Annotated in this window: 21 protein-coding genes; all 21 read left to right on the top strand. The window is 52.8% G+C overall.

The genetic code is table 11. The features are described from left to right. The first annotated feature begins 384 nt into the window (after positions 1 to 384). The 21 genes from gyrA to BW33_RS09975 all read left to right on the top strand — a co-directional run bounded on the left by gyrA (position 385) and on the right by BW33_RS09975 (position 25,444). The gene (gene gyrA / locus BW33_RS10070) at positions 385 to 3,039 is read left to right on the top strand and encodes a DNA gyrase subunit A (RefSeq protein WP_047598708.1); all 2,655 of its coding nucleotides are present in this window, start codon (positions 385 to 387) and stop codon (positions 3,037 to 3,039) included. 234 nt (positions 3,040 to 3,273) lie between these two features. Further along, positions 3,274 to 4,359 (top strand): 3-phosphoserine/phosphohydroxythreonine transaminase, encoded by a 1,086-nt coding sequence (serC, locus tag BW33_RS10065; protein WP_047598706.1) that lies wholly within the window; start codon positions 3,274 to 3,276, stop codon positions 4,357 to 4,359. Further along, on the top strand, positions 4,359 to 5,453 hold the full coding sequence (gene pheA, locus BW33_RS10060; RefSeq protein WP_003226907.1) for a prephenate dehydratase: 1,095 nt from the start codon (positions 4,359 to 4,361) through the stop codon (positions 5,451 to 5,453). Before serC ends, pheA begins: the two co-directional genes overlap by 1 nt. Positions 5,454 to 5,466: 13 nt before the next feature. Then, positions 5,467 to 6,579 carry a histidinol-phosphate transaminase gene (hisC, locus tag BW33_RS10055; protein ID WP_047598704.1) on the top strand — a complete coding sequence of 371 codons (1,113 nt, stop codon included), beginning with the start codon at positions 5,467 to 5,469 and terminating at the stop codon, positions 6,577 to 6,579. 28 nt (positions 6,580 to 6,607) lie between these two features. Continuing rightward, positions 6,608 to 8,815, top strand: coding sequence for a bifunctional prephenate dehydrogenase/3-phosphoshikimate 1-carboxyvinyltransferase (locus tag BW33_RS10050; RefSeq protein WP_047598702.1), 2,208 nt, complete (start codon positions 6,608 to 6,610; stop codon positions 8,813 to 8,815). Then, positions 8,812 to 9,501 (top strand): (d)CMP kinase, encoded by a 690-nt coding sequence (cmk, locus tag BW33_RS10045; protein ID WP_015093983.1) that lies wholly within the window; start codon positions 8,812 to 8,814, stop codon positions 9,499 to 9,501. The genes BW33_RS10050 and cmk overlap by 4 nt, the downstream gene beginning before the upstream one ends. Positions 9,502 to 9,620: 119 nt before the next feature. Further along, entirely contained in the window at positions 9,621 to 11,306 is a 1,686-nt protein-coding gene (rpsA, locus tag BW33_RS10040) for a 30S ribosomal protein S1 (protein WP_007963626.1), read from the top strand. 213 nt (positions 11,307 to 11,519) lie between these two features. Beyond that, the gene (locus BW33_RS10035; protein ID WP_047598700.1) at positions 11,520 to 11,798 is read left to right on the top strand and encodes a hypothetical protein; all 279 of its coding nucleotides are present in this window, start codon (positions 11,520 to 11,522) and stop codon (positions 11,796 to 11,798) included. Positions 11,799 to 11,949: 151 nt separating this feature from the next. Continuing rightward, positions 11,950 to 12,246: an integration host factor subunit beta gene (ihfB, locus tag BW33_RS10030; RefSeq protein ID WP_003189779.1), complete on the top strand. Its 297-nt coding sequence runs from the start codon at positions 11,950 to 11,952 to the stop codon at positions 12,244 to 12,246. A 27-nt stretch (positions 12,247 to 12,273) separates the two neighbouring features. Then, entirely contained in the window at positions 12,274 to 12,513 is a 240-nt protein-coding gene (locus BW33_RS10025; RefSeq protein WP_047598698.1) for a LapA family protein, read from the top strand. A gap of 225 nt (positions 12,514 to 12,738) precedes the next feature. Continuing rightward, positions 12,739 to 13,815 (top strand): dTDP-glucose 4,6-dehydratase, encoded by a 1,077-nt coding sequence (gene rfbB / locus BW33_RS10020; protein WP_177327477.1) that lies wholly within the window; start codon positions 12,739 to 12,741, stop codon positions 13,813 to 13,815. Then, positions 13,812 to 14,705, top strand: coding sequence for a dTDP-4-dehydrorhamnose reductase (rfbD, locus tag BW33_RS10015; protein WP_047598695.1), 894 nt, complete (start codon positions 13,812 to 13,814; stop codon positions 14,703 to 14,705). Before rfbB ends, rfbD begins: the two co-directional genes overlap by 4 nt. Further along, entirely contained in the window at positions 14,702 to 15,592 is an 891-nt protein-coding gene (rfbA, locus tag BW33_RS10010; protein WP_047598694.1) for a glucose-1-phosphate thymidylyltransferase RfbA, read from the top strand. The genes rfbD and rfbA overlap by 4 nt, the downstream gene beginning before the upstream one ends. A gap of 56 nt (positions 15,593 to 15,648) precedes the next feature. Next, complete coding sequence (locus tag BW33_RS10005; RefSeq protein WP_047598693.1) at positions 15,649 to 16,572, top strand: glycosyltransferase; 924 nt, start codon at positions 15,649 to 15,651, stop codon at positions 16,570 to 16,572. Further along, positions 16,569 to 17,531, top strand: coding sequence for a UDP-glucose 4-epimerase family protein (locus BW33_RS28400; RefSeq protein WP_081794200.1), 963 nt, complete (start codon positions 16,569 to 16,571; stop codon positions 17,529 to 17,531). Before BW33_RS10005 ends, BW33_RS28400 begins: the two co-directional genes overlap by 4 nt. Further along, the gene (locus tag BW33_RS10000) at positions 17,528 to 18,544 is read left to right on the top strand and encodes an MraY family glycosyltransferase (protein WP_047598691.1); all 1,017 of its coding nucleotides are present in this window, start codon (positions 17,528 to 17,530) and stop codon (positions 18,542 to 18,544) included. The genes BW33_RS28400 and BW33_RS10000 overlap by 4 nt, the downstream gene beginning before the upstream one ends. A 324-nt stretch (positions 18,545 to 18,868) precedes the next feature. Then, positions 18,869 to 19,807, top strand: a complete 939-nt coding sequence (locus tag BW33_RS09995) for a glycosyltransferase family 2 protein (RefSeq protein ID WP_047598689.1) — start codon at positions 18,869 to 18,871, stop codon at positions 19,805 to 19,807. 182 nt (positions 19,808 to 19,989) lie between these two features. Next, on the top strand, positions 19,990 to 20,820 hold the full coding sequence (locus BW33_RS09990; protein ID WP_047598688.1) for an ABC transporter permease: 831 nt from the start codon (positions 19,990 to 19,992) through the stop codon (positions 20,818 to 20,820). After that, complete coding sequence (locus BW33_RS09985; protein ID WP_047598687.1) at positions 20,810 to 22,213, top strand: ABC transporter ATP-binding protein; 1,404 nt, start codon at positions 20,810 to 20,812, stop codon at positions 22,211 to 22,213. The genes BW33_RS09990 and BW33_RS09985 overlap by 11 nt, the downstream gene beginning before the upstream one ends. Next, entirely contained in the window at positions 22,206 to 23,405 is a 1,200-nt protein-coding gene (locus BW33_RS09980) for a sulfotransferase (protein WP_081794199.1), read from the top strand. Before BW33_RS09985 ends, BW33_RS09980 begins: the two co-directional genes overlap by 8 nt. 23 nt (positions 23,406 to 23,428) lie before the next feature. Then, positions 23,429 to 25,444 carry a rhamnan synthesis F family protein gene (locus tag BW33_RS09975; protein WP_047598685.1) on the top strand — a complete coding sequence of 672 codons (2,016 nt, stop codon included), beginning with the start codon at positions 23,429 to 23,431 and terminating at the stop codon, positions 25,442 to 25,444. Position 25,445 lies beyond the last annotated feature (1 nt).

Below are 25,445 nucleotides of genomic sequence, written 5' to 3'. Positions count from 1 at the left end.
CTCCCACAGATTTTGTGATCACCACAGAACAATGTGGGAGCGAGCCTGCTCGCGAAGGGGGCCTGAAAGTCAATAAACATCCCCAAACCTGACCTCAAATCTGCATTCAAAGAAGCTCTGAGCCTCTCTCGTCCCCTTTGCGCCTGTCATCGGTCAACTAACTATGCTCCATGCGCATCTGGGGGATAGGTGCGTGGCGGCTCTTGTGATAACATCCGGCGTTTTCCGAGGCAGCTTCACGGAGCTGTCTTTACTGCGCAAATCCACGGTTCAATTTGTTGATTTGTCGTAAGTCGGCGCATGGCACTCAGCCTGCCCCGACGAGCTTCGTTCATCCCATATGGACATGACGAAGTTTCACCAGAAAAAGGAATCAGGCTTCTCATGGGCGAACTGGCCAAAGAAATCCTCCCGGTCAATATCGAAGACGAGCTGAAACAGTCCTACCTCGACTACGCGATGAGCGTAATCGTCGGCCGTGCACTGCCGGATGCGCGCGATGGCCTCAAGCCCGTGCACCGTCGCGTACTGTTCGCGATGAGCGAGCTGGGCAACGACTTCAACAAGCCGTACAAGAAATCTGCCCGTGTTGTCGGTGACGTGATCGGTAAGTATCACCCGCACGGTGATACGGCGGTGTACGACACCATCGTCCGCATGGCTCAGCCTTTCTCCCTGCGCTACCTGCTGGTTGACGGTCAAGGCAACTTCGGTTCGGTGGACGGCGACAACGCCGCAGCCATGCGATACACCGAAGTGCGCATGACCAAGCTGGCGCACGAGCTGCTGGCCGACTTGCACAAGGAAACCGTGGATTGGGTGCCGAACTACGACGGCACCGAAATGATCCCGGCGGTGATGCCGACACGCATCCCCAACCTGCTGGTCAACGGTTCCAGCGGTATCGCCGTGGGCATGGCGACCAACATTCCGCCGCACAACCTCGGTGAAGTCATCGATGGTTGCCTGGCCCTCATCGACAACCCCGAGCTGACCGTCGATGAGCTGATGCAATACATCCCCGGTCCGGACTTCCCGACGGCCGCGATCATCAACGGTCGTGCCGGCATCATCGAAGCCTACCGCACGGGTCGCGGCCGCATTTACATGCGTGCCCGTTCGATCATCGAAGACATCGACAAGGTCGGTGGCCGTCAGCAGATCGTCATCACCGAGCTGCCGTACCAGCTGAACAAGGCGCGTCTGATCGAGAAGATCGCCGAGCTGGTCAAAGAGAAGAAGCTTGAAGGCATCACCGAGCTGCGCGACGAGTCCGACAAGGACGGTATGCGCGTCGTAATCGAACTGCGTCGCGGCGAAGTGCCTGAGGTGATCCTCAACAACCTCTACGCCCAGACTCAGCTGCAATCGGTATTCGGCATCAACATTGTGGCGCTGATCGATGGCCGTCCGCGGATTCTGAATCTCAAGGATCTGCTGGAAGCTTTCGTCCGTCACCGTCGTGAAGTGGTCACCCGTCGTACCGTATTCGAACTGCGCAAGGCCCGCGAGCGTGGTCACATCCTCGAAGGTCAGGCCGTTGCCCTGTCGAACATCGACCCGGTGATCGCCCTGATCAAGGCGTCGCCGACCCCGTCGGAAGCCAAGGAAGCGCTGGTCAGCACCCCTTGGGAATCCTCGGCGGTGGTGGCGATGGTTGAACGTGCCGGCGCCGATTCGTGCCGTCCGGAAAACCTCGATCCGCAATACGGTCTGCGTGAAGGCAAGTACTTCCTGTCGCCAGAGCAGGCGCAAGCCATTCTGGAACTGCGTCTGCACCGTCTGACCGGTCTGGAGCACGAGAAGCTGCTGGCCGAGTATCAAGAGATCCTCAACCAGATCGGCGAGCTGATCCGCATCCTCAACAGCGCCGTGCGCCTGATGGAAGTGATCCGCGAAGAGCTGGAAGTGATCCGTGCCGAATACGGCGACGTGCGTCGCACCGAGATTCTCGATGCGCGTCTCGACCTGACCCTGGGCGACATGATCCCGGAAGAAGAGCGCGTCGTGACCATCTCCCACGGTGGCTACGCCAAGACTCAGCCACTGGCTGCGTACCAGGCTCAGCGTCGTGGCGGCAAAGGCAAATCGGCGACCGGCGTCAAGGATGAGGACTACATCGCTCACCTGCTGGTAGCCAACAGTCACACCACGCTGCTGCTGTTCTCCAGCAAGGGCAAGGTGTACTGGCTCAAGACTTACGAAATTCCGGAAGCATCCCGCGCCGCCCGTGGTCGTCCGCTGGTCAACCTGCTGCCGCTGGATGACGGTGAATACATCACCACCATGCTGCCGGTCGAGGAATACACCGAAGGTCACTACATCTTCATGGCGACCGCCAACGGCACCGTGAAGAAGACCCCGCTGGAATCCTTCAGTCGTCAGCGCAGCGTCGGTCTGATCGCGCTGGAGCTGGACGAAGGCGACGTGCTGATTTCCGCGGCCATTACCGATGGCGAGCGCGAAGTGATGCTGTTCTCCGATGGCGGCAAAGTGACGCGCTTCAAGGAATCCGACGTGCGCGCCATGGGTCGTACCGCTCGTGGTGTACGCGGCATGCGTCTGCCGGAAGGGCAGAAGCTGATTTCGATGCTGATCCCGGAAGAAGGCAGCCAGATCCTCACCGCTTCCGAGCGTGGTTACGGCAAGCGCACCGCGATCACCGAGTTCCCTGAGTACAAGCGTGGCGGTCAGGGCGTGATCGCCATGGTCAGCAACGAGCGTAACGGCCGTCTGGTCGGTGCGGTTCAGGTGCTCGACGGCGAAGAAATCATGCTGATCTCCGATCAGGGCACTCTGGTGCGTACCCGTGTCGACGAAGTGTCGAGCCTGGGTCGTAACACCCAGGGCGTGACCCTGATCAAACTGGCCAAGGATGAAACCCTGGTCGGTCTGGAGCGGGTTCAAGAGCCGTCGGAAGTCGAAGGCGAAGAGCTTGAAGGTGAAGAGGGTGTCGAGTTCGACGGTGATGTCGTGATCGACGACGTTGCCGAGGACCAGCAACTCGACGCCGCAGCTGACGAAGAGCCGCAGGAATAAGCGGACAATCGAGGGGGCGGATGAAAATTCGCCCCCTTGTTATTTGTCCGGTATGAAACATGATCCCTGTATTAGCTGCCGGAGGCTGCGATCTTTTGATCTTGATTGGACAAGGCAGGATCAAAAGATCGCAGTCTCCGGCAGCTCCTACATGGGGCGATGTACAGATTTCGATGTGCAGAATCACCGATTTACAGATTTTTTGTGTATCACCAAGTCAGAGCGAGATTGGATGTGAGCAAGCGAGCCTATAACTTCTGTGCCGGTCCTGCGGCGCTTCCTGAAGCTGTCCTGCAACGTGCCCAGGGGGAACTCCTTGATTGGCACGGCAAGGGTTTGTCGGTCATGGAAATGAGTCATCGCAGCGATGAGTTCGTGTCCATTGCCACCCAGGCCGAGCAGGACCTGCGTGACCTGCTGAATATCCCGTCGAACTATAAAGTGCTGTTCCTGCAGGGGGGCGCCAGCCAGCAGTTTGCGCAGATCCCGCTGAACCTGTTGCCGGAAAACGGCAGCGCCGACTATATCGACACCGGTATCTGGTCGCAGAAAGCCATCGAAGAAGCCTCGCGCTACGGCCACGTCAACGTTGCCGCCACCGCCAAGCCTTACGACTATTTCGCCATTCCCGGGCAGAACGAGTGGAACCTGTCGAAAGACGCCGCTTACGTTCACTACGCGCCGAACGAAACCATCGGTGGTCTGGAATTCCAGTGGATCCCGGAAACCGGTGATGTGCCGCTGGTCGCCGACATGTCCTCGGATATTCTCTCGCGTCCGGTCGACATCTCGCGTTTCGGCATGATCTACGCCGGCGCACAGAAGAACATCGGCCCGAGCGGCATCGTCGTCAACATCATCCGCGAAGACTTGCTGGGCAAGGCTCGTGCGCTGTGCCCGACCATGCTCGACTACAAGGTCGCGGCCGATAACGGTTCGATGTACAACACCCCGCCGACCCTGGCCTGGTACTTGTCCGGTCTGGTGTTCCAGTGGCTGAAAGAGCAGGGCGGCGTTGAAGCGATCGCCAGACTCAATGACGTCAAGCAGCGCACGCTGTACGACTTCATCGACGCCAGCGGTCTCTACAGCAACCCGATCAACAAGTCGGACCGCTCGTGGATGAACGTGCCATTCCGTCTGGCTGACGATCGCCTGGACAAGCCGTTCCTCGCCGGTGCCGACGAACGCGGCCTGCTCAACCTCAAGGGCCACCGCTCCGTGGGCGGCATGCGCGCCTCCATCTACAACGCCGTCGACATCAACGCCGTCAACGCGCTGGTGGCGTACATGGCTGAATTCGAGAAGGAACACGGCTGATGTCCGAGCAAGAACTCAAGGCACTGCGCGTTCGCATCGACGCTCTGGACAGCAAGGTCCTGGAGCTGATCAGTGAGCGTGCGCGGTGCGCCCAGGAAGTCGCGCGAGTAAAGATGGCCTCGCTGGCCGAAGGCGAAGTGCCGGTGTTCTATCGTCCCGAGCGTGAAGCTCAGGTGCTCAAGCGCGTGATGGAGCGCAATCAGGGGCCGCTGGGCAACGAAGAGATGGCGCGGTTGTTCCGCGAAATCATGTCCTCGTGCCTGGCGCTTGAGCAGCCGTTGAAAGTGGCTTACCTCGGCCCTGAGGGCACCTTCACCCAAGCGGCGGCCATGAAGCACTTCGGTCACGCGGTGATCAGCAAGCCGATGGCGGCAATCGACGAAGTGTTCCGTGAAGTCGCGGCGGGTGCGGTGAACTTTGGCGTGGTGCCGGTGGAGAACTCCACCGAAGGCGCGGTCAACCACACCCTCGACAGCTTCCTCGAACACGACATGGTGATCTGCGGCGAAGTCGAGCTGCGCATCCACCATCACCTGTTGGTCGGTGAAAATACCAAGACCGACAGCATCAGCCGCATCTACTCCCACGCCCAGTCGCTGGCCCAGTGCCGCAAGTGGCTGGATGCGCATTATCCGAATGTCGAGCGCGTGGCGGTGTCGAGCAACGCCGAAGCGGCCAAGCGGGTCAAGGGTGAGTGGAACTCGGCGGCGATTGCCGGCGACATGGCTGCAGGCTTGTATGGCCTGACGCGTCTGGCCGAGAAGATCGAAGATCGTCCGGACAACTCGACGCGCTTCCTGATGATTGGTAATCAGGAAGTGCCGCCGACCGGCGACGACAAGACTTCGATCATCGTCTCGATGAGCAACAAGCCTGGCGCGCTGCATGAACTGCTGGTGCCGTTCCATGACAACGGGATCGACCTGACCCGGATCGAAACCCGTCCGTCGCGCAGCGGCAAATGGACCTACGTGTTCTTCATCGACTTCGTCGGCCACCACCGTGATCCGCTGATCAAGGGTGTGCTGGAAAAGATCAGTCAGGAAGCAGTAGCACTCAAAGTGCTGGGTTCCTACCCGAAAGCAGTTCTTTAAGGGGCGGTAGCAAATGAGTGGCAACTTCCTCGCTCTGGCACAGCCGGGCGTGCAACAACTTTCGCCGTACGTTCCGGGCAAGCCTGTGGACGAACTGGCGCGCGAGCTGGATCTGGATCCGGCGAAAATCGTCAAACTGGCCAGCAATGAAAACCCGCTGGGTGCCAGCCCGAAAGCGCTGGCGGCGATCCGCGAAGAGCTGGCCGAACTGACCCGTTATCCGGACGGCAACGGCTTTGCGCTGAAATCGCTGCTGGCCGAGCAGTGCCGCGTCGAGCTGAACCAGGTGACCCTGGGCAACGGCTCCAACGACATCCTCGAGCTGGTGGCGCGCGCCTATCTGGCGCCGGGCCTGAACGCCGTGTTCAGTGAGCACGCGTTCGCCGTTTACCCGATCGCCACTCAGGCGGTCGGTGCGCAAGCCAAAGTGGTTCCGGCCAGGAATTGGGGGCATGACCTGCCGGCGATGCTCGCGGCCATCGACGCCAACACTCGCGTGGTATTCATCGCCAACCCTAATAATCCGACCGGTACCTGGTTTGGCGCCGAAGCGCTGGACGAGTTCCTGCAGGACGTGCCGGAGCACGTGCTGGTGGTGCTGGACGAGGCGTACATCGAATACGCCGAAGGCAGTGATCTGCCAGACGGTCTGGATTTCCTCGCGGCGTACCCGAACCTGCTGGTATCGCGCACGTTCTCCAAGGCCTACGGCCTGGCGGCGCTGCGCGTCGGTTATGGCCTGTCCACTGCGGTGGTGGCGGACGTGCTCAACCGGGTACGCCAGCCATTCAACGTCAACAGCCTGGCCCTGGCCGCGGCTTGTGCGGCGCTGAAAGACGAGGAGTATCTGGCGCAAAGCCGTCAGCTCAATGAATCCGGCATGCTGCAGTTGCAGGCAGGTTTCCGTGAGTTGGGTTTGAGCTGGATCGAGTCCAAAGGCAACTTCATCTGTGTCGACCTCGGTCAGGTAGCTGCGCCGATTTTCCAGGGCTTGTTGCGCGAAGGCGTAATCGTGCGCCCGGTAGCCAACTACGGCATGCCTAACCACTTGCGGGTGACCATTGGTCTGCCAGCGGAAAACAGCCGCTTCCTCGAAGCGCTGCGTAAGGTTCTGGCTCGTGGGTGATGTCACTGCTCTGCAATCTGCTGCACCTATGATCGGTCGCCTTGTAGTGGTTGGTCTGGGATTGATCGGTGGTTCGTTTGCCAAAGGCTTGCGTGAAAGCGGTCTTTGCCGCGAAGTGGTCGGGGTCGATCTCGACCCGCAATCGCGCAAGCTGGCGGTCGAGTTGGGTGTGGTGGATCGTTGTGAAGAGGACCTGATCGCTGCGTGTCAGGGCGCCGACGTGATTCAACTGGCGGTGCCGATCCTGGCCATGGAAAAAGTGTTGGCCCGTCTGGCAAGTGTCGACCTGGGGCAGGCGATACTGACTGATGTCGGCAGCGCCAAGGGCAATGTGGTGCGCGCGGCGACCGAGGTGTTCGGTGGTATGCCGGCGCGTTTCGTCCCGGGCCATCCGATTGCCGGCTCCGAGCAGAGCGGGGTGGAAGCTTCCAACGCCGAGTTGTTCCGTCGGCACAAGGTGATTCTGACGCCGCTCGAGCAAACCGACCCGGCCGCGCTGGCGGTAGTTGATCGCTTGTGGCGCGAACTGGGTGCCGACGTCGAGCACATGCAGGTCGAGCGCCACGACGAAGTGTTGGCCGCGACCAGTCATCTGCCGCACCTGCTGGCCTTTGGTCTGGTCGACTCGTTGGCCAAACGCAATGAAAACCTTGAGATCTTCCGTTACGCTGCGGGCGGTTTCCGCGATTTCACAAGAATCGCCGGAAGCGACCCGGTGATGTGGCACGACATCTTCCTCGCCAACCGCGAGGCTGTCCTGCGCACACTCGATACATTTCGCAGCGACCTCGACGCTTTGCGCGACGCGGTCGATGCAGGGGATGGGCACCAATTGTTGGGCGTCTTCACGCGCGCCCGGGTTGCCCGCGAGCATTTCAGTAAAATCCTGGCCCGCAGGGCCTATGTGGACGCTATGAATTCCAACGATCTGATTTTCCTGGCTCAACCTGGTGGCCGCCTGTCCGGTCGGATTCGCGTACCAGGTGACAAATCGATTTCCCACCGTTCGATCATGCTCGGCTCGCTGGCCGAAGGCGTGACCGAGGTTGAAGGTTTCCTCGAGGGCGAAGATGCCCTGGCCACCTTGCAGGCATTTCGCGACATGGGCGTGGTCATCGAAGGCCCGCACCACGGTCGCGTGACCATTCACGGCGTCGGCCTGCATGGCCTGAAGCCGGCGCCGGGTCCGATCTATCTGGGCAACTCCGGCACTTCGATGCGCCTGTTGTCCGGCCTGCTGGCGGCGCAGAGCTTCGACAGCACCCTGACCGGCGATGCGTCGCTGTCCAAGCGTCCGATGAATCGCGTGGCCAACCCGCTGCGTGAAATGGGTGCCGTGATCGAAACCGCTGCCGAAGGTCGTCCACCGATGACCATTCGTGGCGGGCACAAACTCAAAGGTCTGACCTACACCATGCCGATGGCCAGTGCGCAGGTGAAGTCCTGTCTGCTGCTGGCGGGGCTGTACGCGGAAGGCAAGACCACCGTGACCGAACCGGCGCCGACCCGTGACCACACCGAGCGCATGCTGCGTGGTTTCGGCTATCCGGTGAGCGTCGATGGCGCTACCGCGTCGGTCGAGTCCGGTGGCAAGCTGACCGCGACTCACATCGAAGTACCGGGCGATATCTCGTCGTCGGCGTTCTTCCTGGTGGCGGCCTCGATCGCCGAAGGTTCCGAACTGGTGCTGGAGCACGTTGGCATCAACCCGACCCGTACCGGCGTCATCGACATCCTGCGTCTGATGGGTGCCGATATCACTCTGGAAAATCAGCGTGAAGTCGGCGGCGAACCTGTAGCTGACTTGCGCGTTCGGGCAGCTAAACTGAAAGGTATCGAGATTCCGGAAGCGCTGGTGCCACTGGCCATCGACGAATTCCCGGTGCTGTTCGTGGCGGCGGCGTGTGCCGAAGGTCGTACTGTGTTGACCGGTGCTGAAGAGCTGCGCGTCAAGGAATCGGATCGCATTCAGGTGATGGCGGACGGCTTGCTGGCGCTGGGCGTCAAATGCCAGCCGACCCCGGACGGCATCATCATTGATGGCGGCCAGATCGGTGGCGGGGAAGTGCATGGTCACGGTGATCACCGCATCGCCATGGCCTTCAGCGTCGCCTCGCTGCGCGCCACTGCGCCGATCCGCATCCATGATTGCGCCAACGTCGCGACGTCGTTCCCGAATTTCCTCGCGCTGTGCGCCCAGGTTGGCATTCGTGTGGCACAAGAGGCTCAGTCGTGAAAAACATTGCACCGGTCATCACCATCGATGGGCCTAGCGGTTCGGGCAAGGGCACGGTCGCCGGGATCCTGGCAAAGCGTCTGGGCTGGAACCTGCTGGACTCCGGTGCGCTGTATCGCCTGCTGGCGTTCGCTGCGCACAACCATGGTGTCGACCTGACCAATGAAGAGCTGCTGAAGAAACTCGCCGCTCATCTGGATGTGCAATTCATCGCCGCGACCGACGGTCAGTTGCAGCGAATCATCCTTGAGGGTGATGAAGTCAGCGATGTCATCCGTACTGAAAGTGTCGGTTCCGGCGCTTCCCAGGTGGCGGCATTGCCGGCGGTACGTGAGGCGCTGCTGCAGCGCCAGCGTGCTTTCCAGGAAGCGCCGGGCCTGGTGGCCGATGGTCGCGACATGGGTACGGTGGTTTTTCCGGATGCGCCGCTGAAGATTTTCCTCACCGCCAGTGCCGAGGAACGGGCGCGCCGCCGATATTTGCAGTTGAAGGGCAAAGTCGAGGGTGTTAGTCTGTCGAGTCTGCTAGATGAGATCCGTGCACGCGACGAGCGTGATACCCAGCGCGCAGTAGCCCCGCTCAAGCCGGCGGCTGATGCGATCCAGCTGGATTCCACGGAGTTGTCCATCGATCAGGTGCTTGAACGCATCATGAGCGAGATCGCCATTCGCGATATCGCCGGGTGACCAAGAAGGCCGCAGGGGACCAGTCATAGTCCTGCAGCGCTTCTTTTAAATGAAACTAACCCACACCGTCTGGGGTGTGGAGATGGGCGTATTCTTCGCCCTCATCTACAGGAATTAAAATGAGCGAAAGCTTTGCGGAACTCTTTGAAGAAAGCCTAAAGACCCTGAACCTTCAGGCAGGCTCCATCATCACCGGTGTTATCGTTGATATCGATTACCAAGCTCGCTGGGTAACCGTTCACGCTGGTCTGAAGTCTGAAGCACTCATCCCGCTGGAACAGTTCTACAACGATGCTGGTGACCTGACTATCAATGTCGGTGACGAAGTTCACGTAGCTCTGGATTCGGTTGAAGACGGTTTCGGTGAAACCAAGCTGTCCCGTGAAAAAGCCAAGCGCGCTGAATGCTGGATCGTTCTGGAAGCAGCCTTCGCAGCTGAGGAAGTGGTCAAGGGCGTTATCAACGGTAAGGTTAAAGGCGGCTTCACTGTCGACGTTAACGGCATCCGTGCGTTCCTGCCAGGTTCCCTGGTTGACGTCCGTCCAGTGCGCGACACCACGCACCTGGAAGGCAAAGAGCTGGAATTCAAGGTCATCAAGCTGGACCAGAAGCGCAACAACGTTGTCGTTTCCCGTCGCAGTGTCCTGGAAGCCGAGAACTCCGCCGAGCGTGAAGCTCTGCTGGAATCCCTGCAGGAAGGCCAGCAAGTCAAAGGTATCGTCAAAAACCTCACCGATTACGGCGCATTCGTCGATCTGGGTGGCGTGGACGGCCTGCTGCACATCACCGACATGGCCTGGAAGCGCATCAAGCATCCTTCCGAGATCGTCAACGTTGGTGACGAAATCGATGTCAAGGTTCTGAAATACGATCGCGAGCGCAACCGTGTTTCCCTGGGCCTGAAGCAACTGGGCGAAGATCCATGGGTTGCTATCAAAGCCCGTTACCCAGAAAGCACTCGCGTTACCGCTCGTGTAACCAACCTGACCGACTACGGCTGCTTCGCTGAGCTGGAAGAGGGCGTTGAAGGTCTGGTACACGTTTCGGAAATGGACTGGACCAACAAGAACATCCACCCTTCGAAAGTCGTACAAGTCGGCGACGAAGTGGAAGTCATGGTTCTGGACATCGACGAAGAGCGTCGTCGTATCTCCCTGGGCATCAAACAGTGCAAGTCGAACCCATGGGAAGACTTCTCTGGCCAGTTCAACAAGGGCGACAAGATCTCCGGGACCATCAAGTCGATCACCGATTTCGGTATCTTCATTGGTCTGGACGGCGGCATCGACGGTCTGGTTCACCTGTCCGACATCTCCTGGAACGAAGTGGGCGAAGAAGCCGTACGTCGTTTCAAGAAGGGCGACGAGCTGGATACTGTCATCCTGTCGGTTGACCCAGAGCGCGAGCGCATCTCCCTGGGCATCAAGCAACTGGAAAGCGATCCGTTCTCCGAGTACGTCTCGGTTAACGACAAAGGCGCTATCGTTACTGGCACCGTGAAAGAAGTTGACGCCAAAGGCGCCATCATCGTTCTGGCTGACGACATCGAAGCGACCCTGAAAGCCTCCGAAATCAGCCGTGACCGCGTTGAAGACGCGCGTAACGTTCTGAAAGAAGGCCAGGAAGTTGAAGCCAAGATCATCAGCGTTGATCGCAAGAGCCGCGTAATCCAGCTCTCGATCAAGTCGAAAGACGATGCTGAAGAGAAAGAAGCCATCCAGAGCCTGAAAGCAGCTCCGGAAGGTGAAGCAGCTGACACCACTATGGCGGCACTGCTGCGTCAAGCAATGGCCAAACAGAACTAAGTTCTGCTTGATCATGAAAAAGGGCGACTTCGGTCGCCCTTTTTTGTGCCTGCGATTTGGTGAGGTGTGCCGCGGTTTGCGTATGTCGGGGCTACGGTGAAACCAATCTCTTCAACGAGTTGTCTGTTTCTTTAATCGGATCAATCGCCTATTCGCGACTAAGCTGGGTATTACTCGTGCGGTAGTCGGGCGTTGCCTGGCATAAGGAAGTGGATGAACAGATTTATTGTGTTGTTTGCGGTGTTGGTTTTGGCTGGATGTACCACAAGTGCCAAAACGCATGCCGTGCGTGGCGTCAGCGGTATCGAGATTGACTGCTCTGGTCTGGGTTCGGGGTGGGAGAAGTGCCAAAAGCGCGCAGCGAAGGAGTGCAAGGGGGCGGGTTACAAGGTAATCACCCGATCTGATCAGGCCAGGGATGAAGATGAATATCCGTTTGGCTTCAATCCGGCAGGCTACGTCACTCGAACCATGCTAGTCATGTGCCGTTGAATGTGCGCGGCTTCGGCTTGTGCTTTGTGCGCGGAAAACGGGCGTTTCGGCGCCAAGGAAGATATGTCAATCCCTGGGCTGTTCAAAATCTTCCGGGCGTGCTAAAACCTTTCAAGCGCTGATCTAGCTGCTTGAAAAAGAAGGGAAAAATATGACGAAGTCGGAGTTGATCGAACGAATTGTCACCCATCAAGGGCTACTCTCATCCAAGGATGTGGAGCTGGCCATCAAGACCATGCTTGAACAAATGTCCCAATGCCTGGCCACCGGTGATCGCATCGAAATCCGTGGGTTTGGCAGCTTCTCCCTGCACTATCGTGCGCCGCGCGTAGGTCGCAATCCTAAGACTGGCCAGTCCGTCAGTCTTGACGGCAAATTCGTTCCGCATTTCAAGCCGGGCAAGGAATTGCGTGACCGGGTGAATGAGGAAGAGGAGGAGGGGGTTTGACAGTCGCTGCCCTGCAAGGAGTTACTCGTGCGTAACCTCAAACGCATACTTCTAGGTGCTTTCATATTGTTGCTGGTATTGGTGATTCTTGCGTTTGTGCTTGAGAATCAGCAGCCAATCTCGTTGATGTTTCTTGGGTTGGCCGGGCCGCAGCTTCCAGTGTCATTGGTGGTGGTCATCGCATTGCTTGCTGGCATGCTGGTTGGTCCGATTCTGGGTTGGTTTCTGGGACGTTCGTCCAGAGCTGCGCGCAAGCGTCTTGTCTGAAGATGACAGGCGCAGGGCGCCTGTCGAAATTGCGCTCCAACCTATCCATATCCATTAGTAAAACGTTCATTAAGCTGTAAAATGCAACCCTTGTTCGATAGTGGCTTATTTCCACGTCGATTTAGACTGACTCTGACGGAAGCCTCAGGTTTGATGGCTTCTGCATTCATGGATTAGACAGTGCTCGTTGGTGTCACTGTCCGCAGCTCAAGGGTATGGTTTCGCGTGAAAATTCTAGTTACCGGCGGCGCCGGGTTCATCGGCTCGGCAGTCATCCGTCACATCATTTCCAATACCAGCGACGCAGTAATCAACGTCGATAAACTGACGTATGCCGGTAATCTCGAGTCCCTCGCAGAAGTTAGCGGTGATCCTCGCTACGTGTTCGAGCGTGTCGACATATGTGATCGTGATCAGATTGACCGTGTTCTGCGTGAACACCAACCCGATGCCATCATGCACTTGGCTGCAGAGTCCCACGTCGATCGCTCGATTACCGGCCCGTCGGAATTTATCCAGACCAACATCATCGGAACTTACACGCTACTGGAAGCTGCGCGCCAGTATTGGGCTGCACTGGATGATGTGCGTAAAGCCAACTTCCGTTTTCACCATATTTCGACCGACGAAGTTTACGGTGATCTTGAAGGGCCAGAAGATCTCTTTACCGAGACTACTCCTTATCAGCCAAGTTCGCCTTATTCGGCCAGCAAGGCCAGCTCCGATCATTTGGTTCGCGCATGGGCTCGTACTTATGGTCTGCCGACGCTGGTTACAAATTGCTCAAACAACTATGGCCCTTGCCACTTCCCTGAGAAATTGATTCCGTTGATCATTCTCAATGCGCTGGAGGGCAAGCCGCTGCCGGTTTACGGCAAGGGCAACCAGGTTCGTGACTGGCTGTATGTCGAAGATCACGCTCGTGCGTTGTACAAAGTCGTCACTGAAGGTGTAATCGGTGAGACCTACAACATCGGCGGTCATAACGAAAAACAAAACATCGAAGTGGTGCACACCCTTTGTGCTTTGCTTGATGAGTTGCGCCCTGATTCAGCCCATCGACCGCATGCGAGCCTGATCACTTACGTCCAGGACCGCCCGGGCCACGATCAGCGTTATGCAATTGATGCCAGCAAGATCCAGAAAGAGTTGGGCTGGACTCCGCAAGAAACGTTCGAGTCGGGAATTCGTAAAACTGTCGAGTGGTATCTGACTAATACCGAATGGGTGGAGCACGTGAAAAGCGGCAGCTACCAGCAGTGGATTGATGCCAACTACAGCGACCGTTCGGTGGAAAAATGAAAATCTTGTTGCTCGGCAAAAATGGCCAGGTTGGCTGGGAGCTTCAACGCGCTCTCGCCCCCCTTGGTGATTTGATTGCACTGGATCGTAATGCGGTTGGTGAATTGTGCGGTGATTTGGCAAACCTCGACACACTGCGCTCGACTATTCGTCAGATCAAGCCCGATGTGATTGTGAATGCCGCGGCATACACCGCGGTAGATAAGGCTGAGTCGGACAAGGAGTTGGCTGATCGGGTCAACGGTGAGGCGACCCGTGTGATGGCAGAGGAAGCAGCGCTTCTGGATGCTTGGCTGGTTCATTATTCAACCGATTACGTGTTCAGCGGTCTCGGTGTGGATCCTTGGCAGGAGACAGACGGCGTGGCTCCGGTAAATCATTACGGAGCCAGCAAGCTTGCGGGTGAGCAGGGGATTCTGGAGTCCGGTTGCAAGCACCTGATCTTCCGTACCAGTTGGGTATATGGCGCGCGCGGTAACAACTTCGCCAAAACGATGTTGCGCCTGGCGAAAGACCGCGAAAGCCTCAATGTCATCGCTGATCAAATCGGCGCCCCTACAGGTGCAGATCTCATTGCTGATGTTACTGTCTTGGCTATTCAGAAAGTACAGCAAGCACCTGAACTGGGTGGCCTGTATCACTTGGCCGCCGGTGGTGAGGTTTCTTGGCACGGTTATGCGGTTCACGTCATTGACTTCGCGCGAGCGGTGGGTGAGGAACTGGCAGTCAAGAATGTGAGTCCGATTGAAACGACGGCCTATCCTACCCCTGCTCGCCGGCCATTGAATTCGCGTTTGAATACTCAAAAAATCCGCGACAATTTCTCTCTGCACTTGCCGGATTGGCAAGGTGGTGTGACCAGAATGCTTATGGAAGTTTTAAATAAATGATCACTACAAATCGTAAAGGTATCATTCTCGCTGGCGGTTCGGGTACGCGCCTACACCCGCTTACCCTTGGCGTATCCAAGCAAATGCTGCCTATCTACGACAAGCCAATGATCTTCTATCCGCTGTCGGTGCTAATGCTTGCGGGTATGCGGGAAATTCTCATTATTTCTACACCTGAGGATTTGCCTTGTTTCCGCAAGCTGCTGGGAGATGGCAGCCTGTATGGCATAAAGTTGACCTATGCGGAGCAACCAAGTCCTGATGGTTTGGCTCAGGCATTTATTATCGGTGAGGAATTTATTGGCAAAGATCCTTGCTGTTTGATTCTTGGCGACAATATTTTCCACGGGCATCATTTCTCGGACAACCTGCGCGCTGCCAGTAATCAGGAAAGTGGGGCTACAGTTTTTGGCTATCATGTTTCTGACCCTGAGCGCTTTGGTGTCGTTGAGTTTGATGATTCTGGCCGTGCCTTGAGTATTGAAGAGAAGCCTGATCAGCCAAAATCCAGCTATGCAGTAACTGGCTTGTACTTCTATGACAATCAGGTTGTTGATATCGCCAAAAGCATCAAGCCGTCAGAACGAGGCGAGTTGGAAATTACTGATGTCAACCGAGTTTATCTTGAGCAAAAAGCGCTTAGTGTTCAAATGCTTGGGCGTGGTTTTGCATGGCTTGATACAGGGACTCATGATTCTTTGCTCGAAGCCAGCCACTTTGTGCACACCATTGAGCATCGTCAAGGATTCAAGATTGCGTGTCTTGAAGAAATTGCCTATACCAATGGGTGGATTAACGCTGAGCAACTTGGGGCTCAGGCAGAACGCCTGAAAAAAACCGGGTACGGCCAATATCTACAAAAACTATTGGATCATGGCTCGCTGTAAATAGAGCGAAGCACACTCTGGATTAGTAAATCCAGCACCGTCTATGCAGGATTCGCATGCCAGTAGAAAATCAAAGCGTTGCAGTTTTGCTGGCTGCCTATAACGGTATGCTTTGGATCGAGCAACAACTTGATTCGATTCAAGCCCAATCCATGACCGATGTATCGATCTACATCAGTGTCGATTCGTCCACCGATGGCACTGAGGCTTGGTGTGCTGCCTATGCAGCACGTCATTCCAATGTGGTTGTTCTGCCACCGCAAGGCAAGTTCGGTGGGGCCTCACGTAATTTCTTTCGCCTGATACGGGATGTCGACTTTTCCAGGCACGACTTTGTTGCCTTTGCCGATCAAGATGATATTTGGCATGAAGAGAAGCTTGTTCGGGCGACACGCACGCTGATTGATCATCAGTTTGACGCATATTCGAGCAACGTCACTGCATTTTGGGCAGGCGGAAATGCTCGCTTGTTAGATAAGGCCCAACCCCAAGTCGAATGGGACTACTTGTTCGAGGCAGCAGGGCCGGGCTGCACCTATGTGTTAGGACGCAGACTGGCAGACGCTCTTAAAGTCTCACTCCTTACTAATTGGTTCGCGCTACAGTGTGTTGATCTGCACGATTGGTACTGTTATGCGTTTGCTCGTAGTCGTGGATTCAAGTGGGTGATTGATCCTGTGTCCACTATGCAATACAGACAACATGAGCGTAATCAAGTCGGTGCGAATACCGGGTTCAAGACATTAATCGCACGTTACAAAACAGTGCGGGACGGTTGGTGGTTCAAGCAGGTACGAATAATTGTAGAGTTGTTGGATCTGCTTGAGGAGCGATTTGTTCGTCAGTGGATCGGCTTTAGCCGTAGAGAGTTGATTTTTCTGTCATTGAGTTCATGCCAGTGTCGGCGACGTAAACGCGATAAAGCGCTTTTCTTTATTTTATGCTGGGTTGCAGCGCTGTCAGGGACGAAGAAAAGATGAATCAACCGTTGGTCTTGGTTACGGGGGCAACAGGGTTCGTAGGTGAGGCGGTAGTTTTTAAGTTACTTATTGATAAGGCATTTACGCCACTAGCTACCGTGCGTTCCCAGTCAAAAATCAGTGGGCTGTGTAAAACTGTTTACTGGGATATGAATTCACCTGATATCGGGTTTGCTCTTGATGGTGTTCACGCAATCGTTCACTGTGCTGCCAGGGTTCATGTTATGGACGAAACTGCACCGGACGCTCTGGCGGAGTTCCGGAAAATCAATGTCAACAGTACGTTGAATCTGGCGCGAAATGCCGCCCGTGCGGGCGTAAAGCGTTTTATATATATAAGCTCAATTAAAGTTAATGGTGAAAGTACTCTTCCAGGTTGTCCGTTCACGCCTGCTCTAAGCTCAGTGCCGAAAGATCCTTATGGGTTATCAAAATTCGAAGCAGAAGAGGGGCTAAGAAAAATAAGTTTAGAAACAGGTATGGAGTTGGTCGTTATTCGACCTCCGCTAGTCTATGGGCCAGGCGTCAAAGCGAATTTTCTCGATATGATGAACTGGCTGGACAGGGAAGTTCCTCTTCCGCTAGGTGCTATTCATAACCAGCGAAGCCTGGTATTTGTTGAAAATCTGGTGGATTTGATTGTCACCTGTATCAGTCACCCTTCCGCTAAGGGGCGTGTATTGATGGTCAGTGATGGTGCAGATATATCCACATCACAGTTGCTTGGATTAATGGCAAAAGCTTTAGGGAAAAAAAGTCGCTTGCTTCCCATTCCGGCAACTCTATTGAAATTGGCGGGCTTTTTGACAGGGCGCAGAGCCGTGATTCAACGCCTTTGTAGTTCACTGCAAGTTGATATCAGTGAAACATGCAGTTTGTTGGGGTGGTTTCCTCCGATTACAAGGGATCTAGCGTTTCGCCGCAGTGCGCTTCACTTTCAGGATAATCGGAAGTTATGATTTTCTGTTGGCTATTAATATTTGTTCTTTGCATCTCCCTCGTGTTGACGTGGGCGTTGCGCCATTACGCACTCAATGCAAGCATAATGGATGTCCCGAATGAGCGAAGTTCCCACACAGTACCTACCCCTAGAGGCGGGGGCGTTGCAATTGTTATCTCTTTCATTGCAGTGCTTCCGATACTTGTCAGGTTTGACTCTTTAACGCTGTCTGAGGCAGCAGCAGTTGGCGGCGCAGGCTTACTTGTAGCCATTTTAGGCTTTGCTGATGATCATGGGCATATCGCTGCTAGATGGCGACTTCTGGGGCATTTTATCGCTGCTGCCTGGGTTTTGTTCTGGTTGAACGGGTTGGCACCCATTTTATTTTTTTCCCAAGTATTAGATATGGGGTGGGCTGGACCAGCATTGGGCGCGATGTATCTGGTTTGGGTTCTCAATCTATATAACTTTATGGATGGTATTGACGGTCTTGCAAGTATAGAGGCTGTTTGTGCTTGTTTAGGGATGTGTGTCATTTACTACGTTGCGGGAACACCAGAACTTGTCGGTGCACCTTTGTTACTGGCTGCAGCGGCCATGGGGTTTCTCTTTTGGAACTTTCCTCCTGCGAAAATATTCATGGGTGACGCCGGTAGCGGGTTTCTTGGTATTGCGATAGGTGGGCTTTCTCTTGTTTCAGCTTGGCATTCACCTCATTTTCTATGGTGTTGGTTGATATTGCTTGGCGTCTTTGTGGTAGACGCCACGTTTACACTTTTGCGCCGAATTACCCGAGGCGAAAAAATTTATCAGGCTCACTGCAGCCACGCTTATCAAAATGCTTCAAGGTACTTTAAGAGCCATCGGTTTGTTACGTTGGCTGTATTCGCAATTAACATACTTTGGCTCCTACCCATTGCTGTGCTGGTCGCCCTTAATGCCTTGGAAGGTGTGGTAGGAATTTTGCTGGCCTATTTTCCAATCGCTGTTCTTGCCTGGAGGTTTGAGGCGGGAGCGGCTTCACCCCAATAGGGGGGGGCTTTCGTGACTTTCGAGGGTTATCTACCGTGAGGGGCAACGTTGGCCAGAATGTTTCTAAGAATCACGGTCCAGCGGTGATATTTTGAGATCCAGGCGTGGGTTTGATAAGATCGGACACCCTGATATTCGTATTTCCTTCGATTTCAGGATCCCCAAGCTGCTGATGTCAGAACCAATGATTTCTGACAGTGGCCTCCGTTTTTTGACAAAAGCCCCGAAGGTATCGAACATGCTCCCCCCGAAAAACGTTTTGCACCTTGGAAAAGCGGTCTGCGTACGGTGAGTGACTCTTTTTTAGTCAAGGAAAGCAATGCGGTGAGCGTTAGTAATGAGACGATTGGGAAGGTCGCGATATTACTTTGCACCTATCAGGGGGAGCGCTATCTCGCGGAGCAGATAGACTCTATTATCAGCCAAACTTATGATAATTGGGTTATTTATGCGTCTGATGACGGATCACAAGATCATACCTTGGAGATTTTGCGTCTCTATCAAAAAAAGATAGGCGCAGAACGATTTTTTATACTCTCCGGTCCGCAGCAAGGTTACGCGAATAATTTTATTTCTTTAGTCAAAAAACAGGATATCTCAGCGGAATATTATGCGTTCTGTGATCAGGACGATATATGGTCAGAAGATAAACTCTGCGTTGCTATTCAGTGGCTAAAAAATTGCGCGGTTGACATCCCTTCACTTTATTGCGGGCGAACAGCGCTGGTCAATGAATTTGGAGTGAAGGTTGGTAACTCACCACTTTTTAAATATCCGCCAAGTTTTAAGAATGCCCTGGTACAAAGTCTTGCGGGTGGAAATACGATGGTGTTCAACCATGCGTTGAAAGCAATAGCTGGCGTTACCGCCAATTCAGACGTCATTTCACATGATTGGTGGTTTTACATACTGGTGACGGCTTGTGGTGGTCGAGTTTATTACGATTTCGAGTCGCATGTCAGCTATAGGCAGCATTCAGATAATGTTATCGGTGCTAATGCAGGTGTTTTATCCGGTTTTACGCGCTTAAGGAAAATGCTCGGTGGTCGTTTTCTTGAGTGGAATAGACGCAACCTTAAAGCGGTTGATCCATTAAAAGAGCGTATGCCGCCCTCAAATTTGATGGTCCTGGAGAATTTTGAAAGGGCTAGATGCTCGCCGTTATTGAAGCGCTGTATCTTTTTAATACGTTCAGGTGTTTATAGACAAACATTGCAGGGGAATTTGGCTCTCTGGGCAGCCGTGCTGCTTAATAGGATTTGAATAGGATTATGTATGCAGGTGTATAGATTTAAGGCTTTAGCGGAAGAATCATCAGCTTCGGAGCGGAGTTTGGAGGTTTTTCCCCGTTTGTCAGTGTTGGTCTATGCAGTTTATATAAGTAGTTTCTTTGATTATTGAAATTATTTTGTTTGTTAGATAGTGTGATGCTTCTTGGAGTGGCTATGGCCAGTTTTGTTGGAAGTTTAAAAGCAAGTGTATTTGCACCGGTTGTTTCGGTTGTGCGTAATCGTTCTTTGATTCTTGCATTGAGCAAGCGTGAAGTGCTTGGCAGATATCGGGGGGCTAGTTTTGGCCTGTTATGGTCTATTTTAAGCCCTTTTTTGATGTTGTGTGTTTACGCTTTTGCATTCGGCAGCATTCTTAATAGCCGCTGGCCTCAGCCAGCCGGTTCGGTCAATAGTTTTGCGATAATTCTTTTCGTTGGTCTTATCGTTCATGGTTTTTTTGCGGAGTGTTTCACTCGTGCTCCAATGCTGATTACCAGTAATGTAAGTTATGTTAAGAAAGTTATTTTTCCGATTGAAATACTTCCTTGGCCGATGGTGGTCTCGGCGTTGTTTCATACCTTTATGAATGTTGTAGTTCTAATCATACTAAGGCTGGCAGTCGATCATCAATTTTCTTGGAGTATTGTTCTTTTGCCGGTAGTGTTTTTACCCTTGGTCATATTGATGCTGGGGGTTGGCTGGTTTCTTTCAGCGCTAGGTGTTTATATTCGTGATGTCAGTCAGGTTACGGGAGTGCTGTCCACTGCACTGTTGTTTACCTCTTCGGCTGTAGTGCCGGTTAATGCCATCCCAGAGCAATATCGATTTGTATTTTCGCTCAATCCATTGACCTTTATTATCGATCAGGCTCGAGAGGTTTCTCTTTGGGGGGGGATGCCTGATTGGAGCGGATTGGGGCTGTATGCCTTGGCCAGTTCTCTGTTTGCATTAGTCGGTTATACATGGTTTTCAGCGACAAGAAGGGGGTTTGGCGATGTGCTCTGATTCTGCAGTAATTGTGAGCAATGTAAGTAAAAGCTTTCCTGTGTATGACAAACCTCATCATCGACTTCTGCAGATGCTTTCTCCAGTAAGTAAGAAAAAGATATGGTTTAGAGAGTTTCATGCTCTAAAAAACATTAGCTTTGAAGTCAAGCGTGGAGAGACTTTTGGGATCGTTGGTCGTAATGGTTCCGGTAAGTCAACTTTACTGCAGCTAATTTGCGGCACGTTATTTCCTAGTCAAGGTGAGATAAAGGTTAACGGACGAATCGCTGCACTACTTGAATTGGGTGCTGGCTTCAATCCGGACTTTACCGGCCGTGAAAATGTTTACTTGAATGGTTCTGTACTTGGCCTTTCCAAGGAAGAGATCGATTCTCGATTTGAGGAAATCGCAGCATTTGCCGATATAGGCGATTTTATAGAACAGCCGGTAAAGAGTTATTCAAGCGGAATGTATGTCCGTTTGGCTTTCTCCGTAGCCATCAACGTGAGCCCGGATTTGCTTATTGTAGATGAGGCGCTGGCCGTTGGTGATGAAGCTTTCCAGCGTAAGTGTTTTGCACGTATTCAGCGTCTGAGAGATGACGGTTCTACGATTCTGTTCGTATCTCATTCTGCCGGGATCGTAACAGAGCTTTGTGACCGAGCTATTCTCCTGGATCAAGGGGAGTTACTTGCCCTTGGTGGTCCAAAGTCGGTTGTCTCCAAGTATCATAAGCTAATTTATTCTCCTGCTGACTCTGTAGAGGCACTGAGGGCAGAAATAAAATTGCAAGTAAGTGATGAATTGCAAGGCACTGATAAGTTTGTTTCAGTCGCCGATAGAGTCGACTCAAAGTTGGTAATCAGTGCTAAGAAAGATGCTGAGGCCAAAGAGGATGCTTATTACGATGAGGGCATGGTCCCTCAAAGTACATTAAGTTACAAGTCCAACGGCGTGTCCATAATTAATCCTCAAATCGAGACTCTCGATGGTCGCCGAGTCAACGTGATTCAGGAAGGTGAGGCCTATAATTTTGTGTACGAAGCAGACTTTTCAGAGTCTGCCGAGAAGGTAAGATTCGGGATGATGATTCGTACTACATCCGGGCTGGAACTGAGCGGTGCAGTCAGCTCCACGATCCAGGATGCGATTGATATTGTAGAAAAGGGAACTCGAGTCAAGGCTGTTTTTCCTTTTGTTTGTCAGTTAATGCCTGCAATGTATTTTTTGAACGCTGGGGTGCTGGCTGTTCTAGATGGACAAGAGCAGTTCTTGGATCGAAAAATCGATATCGGAATGTTTCGAGTGCTGCCTAACCCATCACGCCTTTCTACCGGTTTGACAGATTTGGTTGAATCGCCCGATTTATGGTTTTCCTCGATAGATTTATCGGTAACTAATCATGAATAACCCTACAGCAATTTTAGTATTGGGAATGCCTCGTAGCGGTACCTCGGCAGTAACCCGTGTGCTGAATCTACGCGGGGCGGCGTTGTCGGGAAATTTGTTGCCTGCAGCCAAACCCAACCCTAAAGGTTTTTTTGAAAGCGCAGACGCGTTGGCCATTCATGAGCGGCTCTTAACGGCTTTAGGGCGCACTTGGTTTGATGTCAGTGAGATGCCTGAAGGATGGCTTGAGCATCCAGCGACCCAGAAGGCACATGAAGAACTGGTCGAACTGGTTCAACGTGAATATGGCGACCAAGCGCTCTGGATTATCAAAGAGCCCAGAATGTGTCGTATTGTTCCTCTATGGCTCAGAGTGCTTCGCTCGCTGAACATTGCGCCCCGTGCGTTACTGGTAACCCGCCATCCGGATGAAGTTGCGAGTTCTGTAGCTCGAATGGTCGGTGAGGATAAGTGGGGGGCCAAACATACTGAAATTTTGTGGCTTGAATACTTTTTTGAAGCTGAAAAAGCTACGCGTGAAATTCCTCGATCAATAATTACCTATGATCAATTGTTGATGGATTGGGCTGTCAGTGTGGAGCGGGTTGCGGCCGAACTGGAGCTTGAGTGGCCCGTTTCGATCGAAGATTCGAAGCAAGAAGTTGATGCTTATTTGGGAGTTGAGAATCGTCATCATGATCACAACTCAAACGCAGATCCGCAACGCAAAGACAGAACTTTTGCAGAGCGTGTGTATTCTGTGTGCAATGAAATGCGGAGTGATTACTGGCAGGTTATCGAAAATTCACAGATCGAATTCTCCGAAATGCTGGCTCTTTTCTCTTCGCCAATGCGTGAGGCAGTTGATAGGGCTCTAGAGCAACGAGATGAACAGAATCTCTTGCAGCAGGCTGAACTCCAGGCGCTGAGACAGCATCATAACGATGTTTTTTATAAACAACATACTGAGTTGAGCGAGCTGAAAGAATCGCACAAGAAGATGGAGGAAGCGCTCTCCGAAAGCAGGGTTGAGATATCTAGATTGATAAATTCACTCAATGAAGTTTCATGTGAGCTTGGCGTCGTGGCCGCGCGAGAAAAAACTTGCCAGCAGCAGTTGCATGATACCCAAGCGAGTTACGCGGACCTCCTTGCGCTTACGGCTAGGAGGACGTGGCTGGTAAAAAAAATCTTTTCGATTGCAAAAAAATAAGCCTTATTTGAATTGGTGGTTATATGAAGCGCGTATTATTTTATCTTTTCTATGATGAGCAGGGTCAGGTCGATGACTATGTTACTCATAAATTGAAATCGTTGAAGGACAGTATTGATACAATTTTTGTCGTGTCAAATTCTGCGCTGACAGTTGAGTCGAGAAAAAAGCTTGAAGATGTTGTTGATGTCGTTTATGTCCGTGAAAATATCGGTTTTGATGTTTGGGGATATAAAGAAGCTATGGAGACTTTTGGTCTCGATAAGCTAGAAGAATATGATGAACTGATTCTGATGAATTACACGTTCTTCGGTCCAATTTTTCCGTTTTCTGAAACGTTTGAAAAAATGGACGCGATGGAGTGTGATTTTTGGGGTATTACTGCGCATAAGGCGATGGTGCCCAACCCATTCACTGGCCGTGATGAACTCCCGCTTCACTTAAACTCGCACTGGATTGCTGTGCGTAAGAAAATGTTCACATCTCCAGAGTTCAAGCAGTATTGGCGTGAAATGCCAATGATCAACTCCTATGTGGACTCTATTCTTCAGCATGAGTCTCGCTTTACTAAGCATTTTAGTGATTGCGGATTCAGCTTTGAGGTTACATTTCCTGTAGAAGATTATCCAACTGAATACTCCGCGTTCCAGAGTATTGAGTTGATGTTTGAGAATCGCAGCCCAATTTTAAAACGACGCCCGTTTTTTCACGATCCAATATTTCTAGAACAAAACGCAATGACCCTGAAAGGGGTAATGAAAAAAATAGAAGAGGATAGTGATTACGACACTTCTCTTATTTGGAAGAATGTTGTCCGCAGTACTCAGCCGCGAACGCTTCATACCAATATGGATTTGCTAGAGGTTCTTCCAGGCGAGGATTTTGAAGAGCTGAATAGTAAGCCGCGCCGTATCGCGGTGCTGGCTCATTTGTATTATGATGACATGCTTGAAGAAGCTATGTCGTATATTACTAATATTCCGTATGCATATGATCTTTATATCACTACTAGTGATGAGCAGAAGAAAAAGAATATCGAACTTGCTCTGCTAAAGTATAATGTGAATAAGTTTGAAGTGCGCGTTACTGAGGAGAATCGTGGAAGGGACATGGGGTCCCTATTCATGACGCTTCGTGATGTTCTTTTGTCAGATAAATATGATTATCTGTGCCGGGTCCATTCAAAAAAATCCCCGCAAAATGGTCATAATATGGCGTTGCTGTTCAAGCAGCACATGTTCGACAACCTCTTGCACAGTCCTGGATATGTAAAGCGCGTTATTGGGTTGTTTGAAAAAAATGAAAGTTTGGGGATGGTTTTTCCTCCCGTTGTGCATATTGCCTACCCTACATTGGGACATGCTTGGTTCGAGAACCGCAAGCCCGCGACGGAGTGGGCGAAAAAGTTAGGCATTACCACCGCATTTGATGACTCAACACCAGTGGCGCCATATGGAACGATGTTTTGGTTCCGGCCAGAGGCCATCAAGAAAATTTCAACCTATCCATTCAAATGGTCCGACTTTGATCCTGAGCCGAATCATATGGACGGTGGTCTGGCTCACGTACTAGAGCGCTTGCTAGGTTATTCGGTGATGAGTGATGGCTATCACATGAGGTGTGTCATTAACACATACCAGGCATCAATCAATTACACCAAGCTGGAATACAAGCTTCAACGGCTTGGTTCTATGTTGCCTAACGGAAATATACAGTATCAAATTCAATGGTTGGATAAGGCCAGGGATATTTGTAATCGCGTAGACCATTATTCTTCAGCGAACAATACTTATGTGCCGCCTGCCGAGTGGCTGGATCAAGCGAGAGAGCTGCATGAGAAACTGGTAACATTCTTGCCAGGTGGCACGTTTCGTGAAAAGATGGGGGCTTTGGATCAGGCTCGCCTCTTGAATGACAAATTGAACTCTTTCATGGGCGATTCGGATGTTTTGACCCGCCTGCGTTGGGTGGATCGAGCGAAGCTGTCCGTTCAACGACGAGTATTGAATCGACTCGTATCGTTGTTCAGAGGTAAGTAAC

The organism is Pseudomonas sp. RIT288, from assembly GCF_000631985.1.
In the GTDB taxonomy this organism is placed as follows: domain Bacteria; phylum Pseudomonadota; class Gammaproteobacteria; order Pseudomonadales; family Pseudomonadaceae; genus Aquipseudomonas.
The sequence above is the reverse complement of the archived record's forward strand: the minus strand, read 5'-3'. Positions and strand labels throughout refer to the sequence as shown.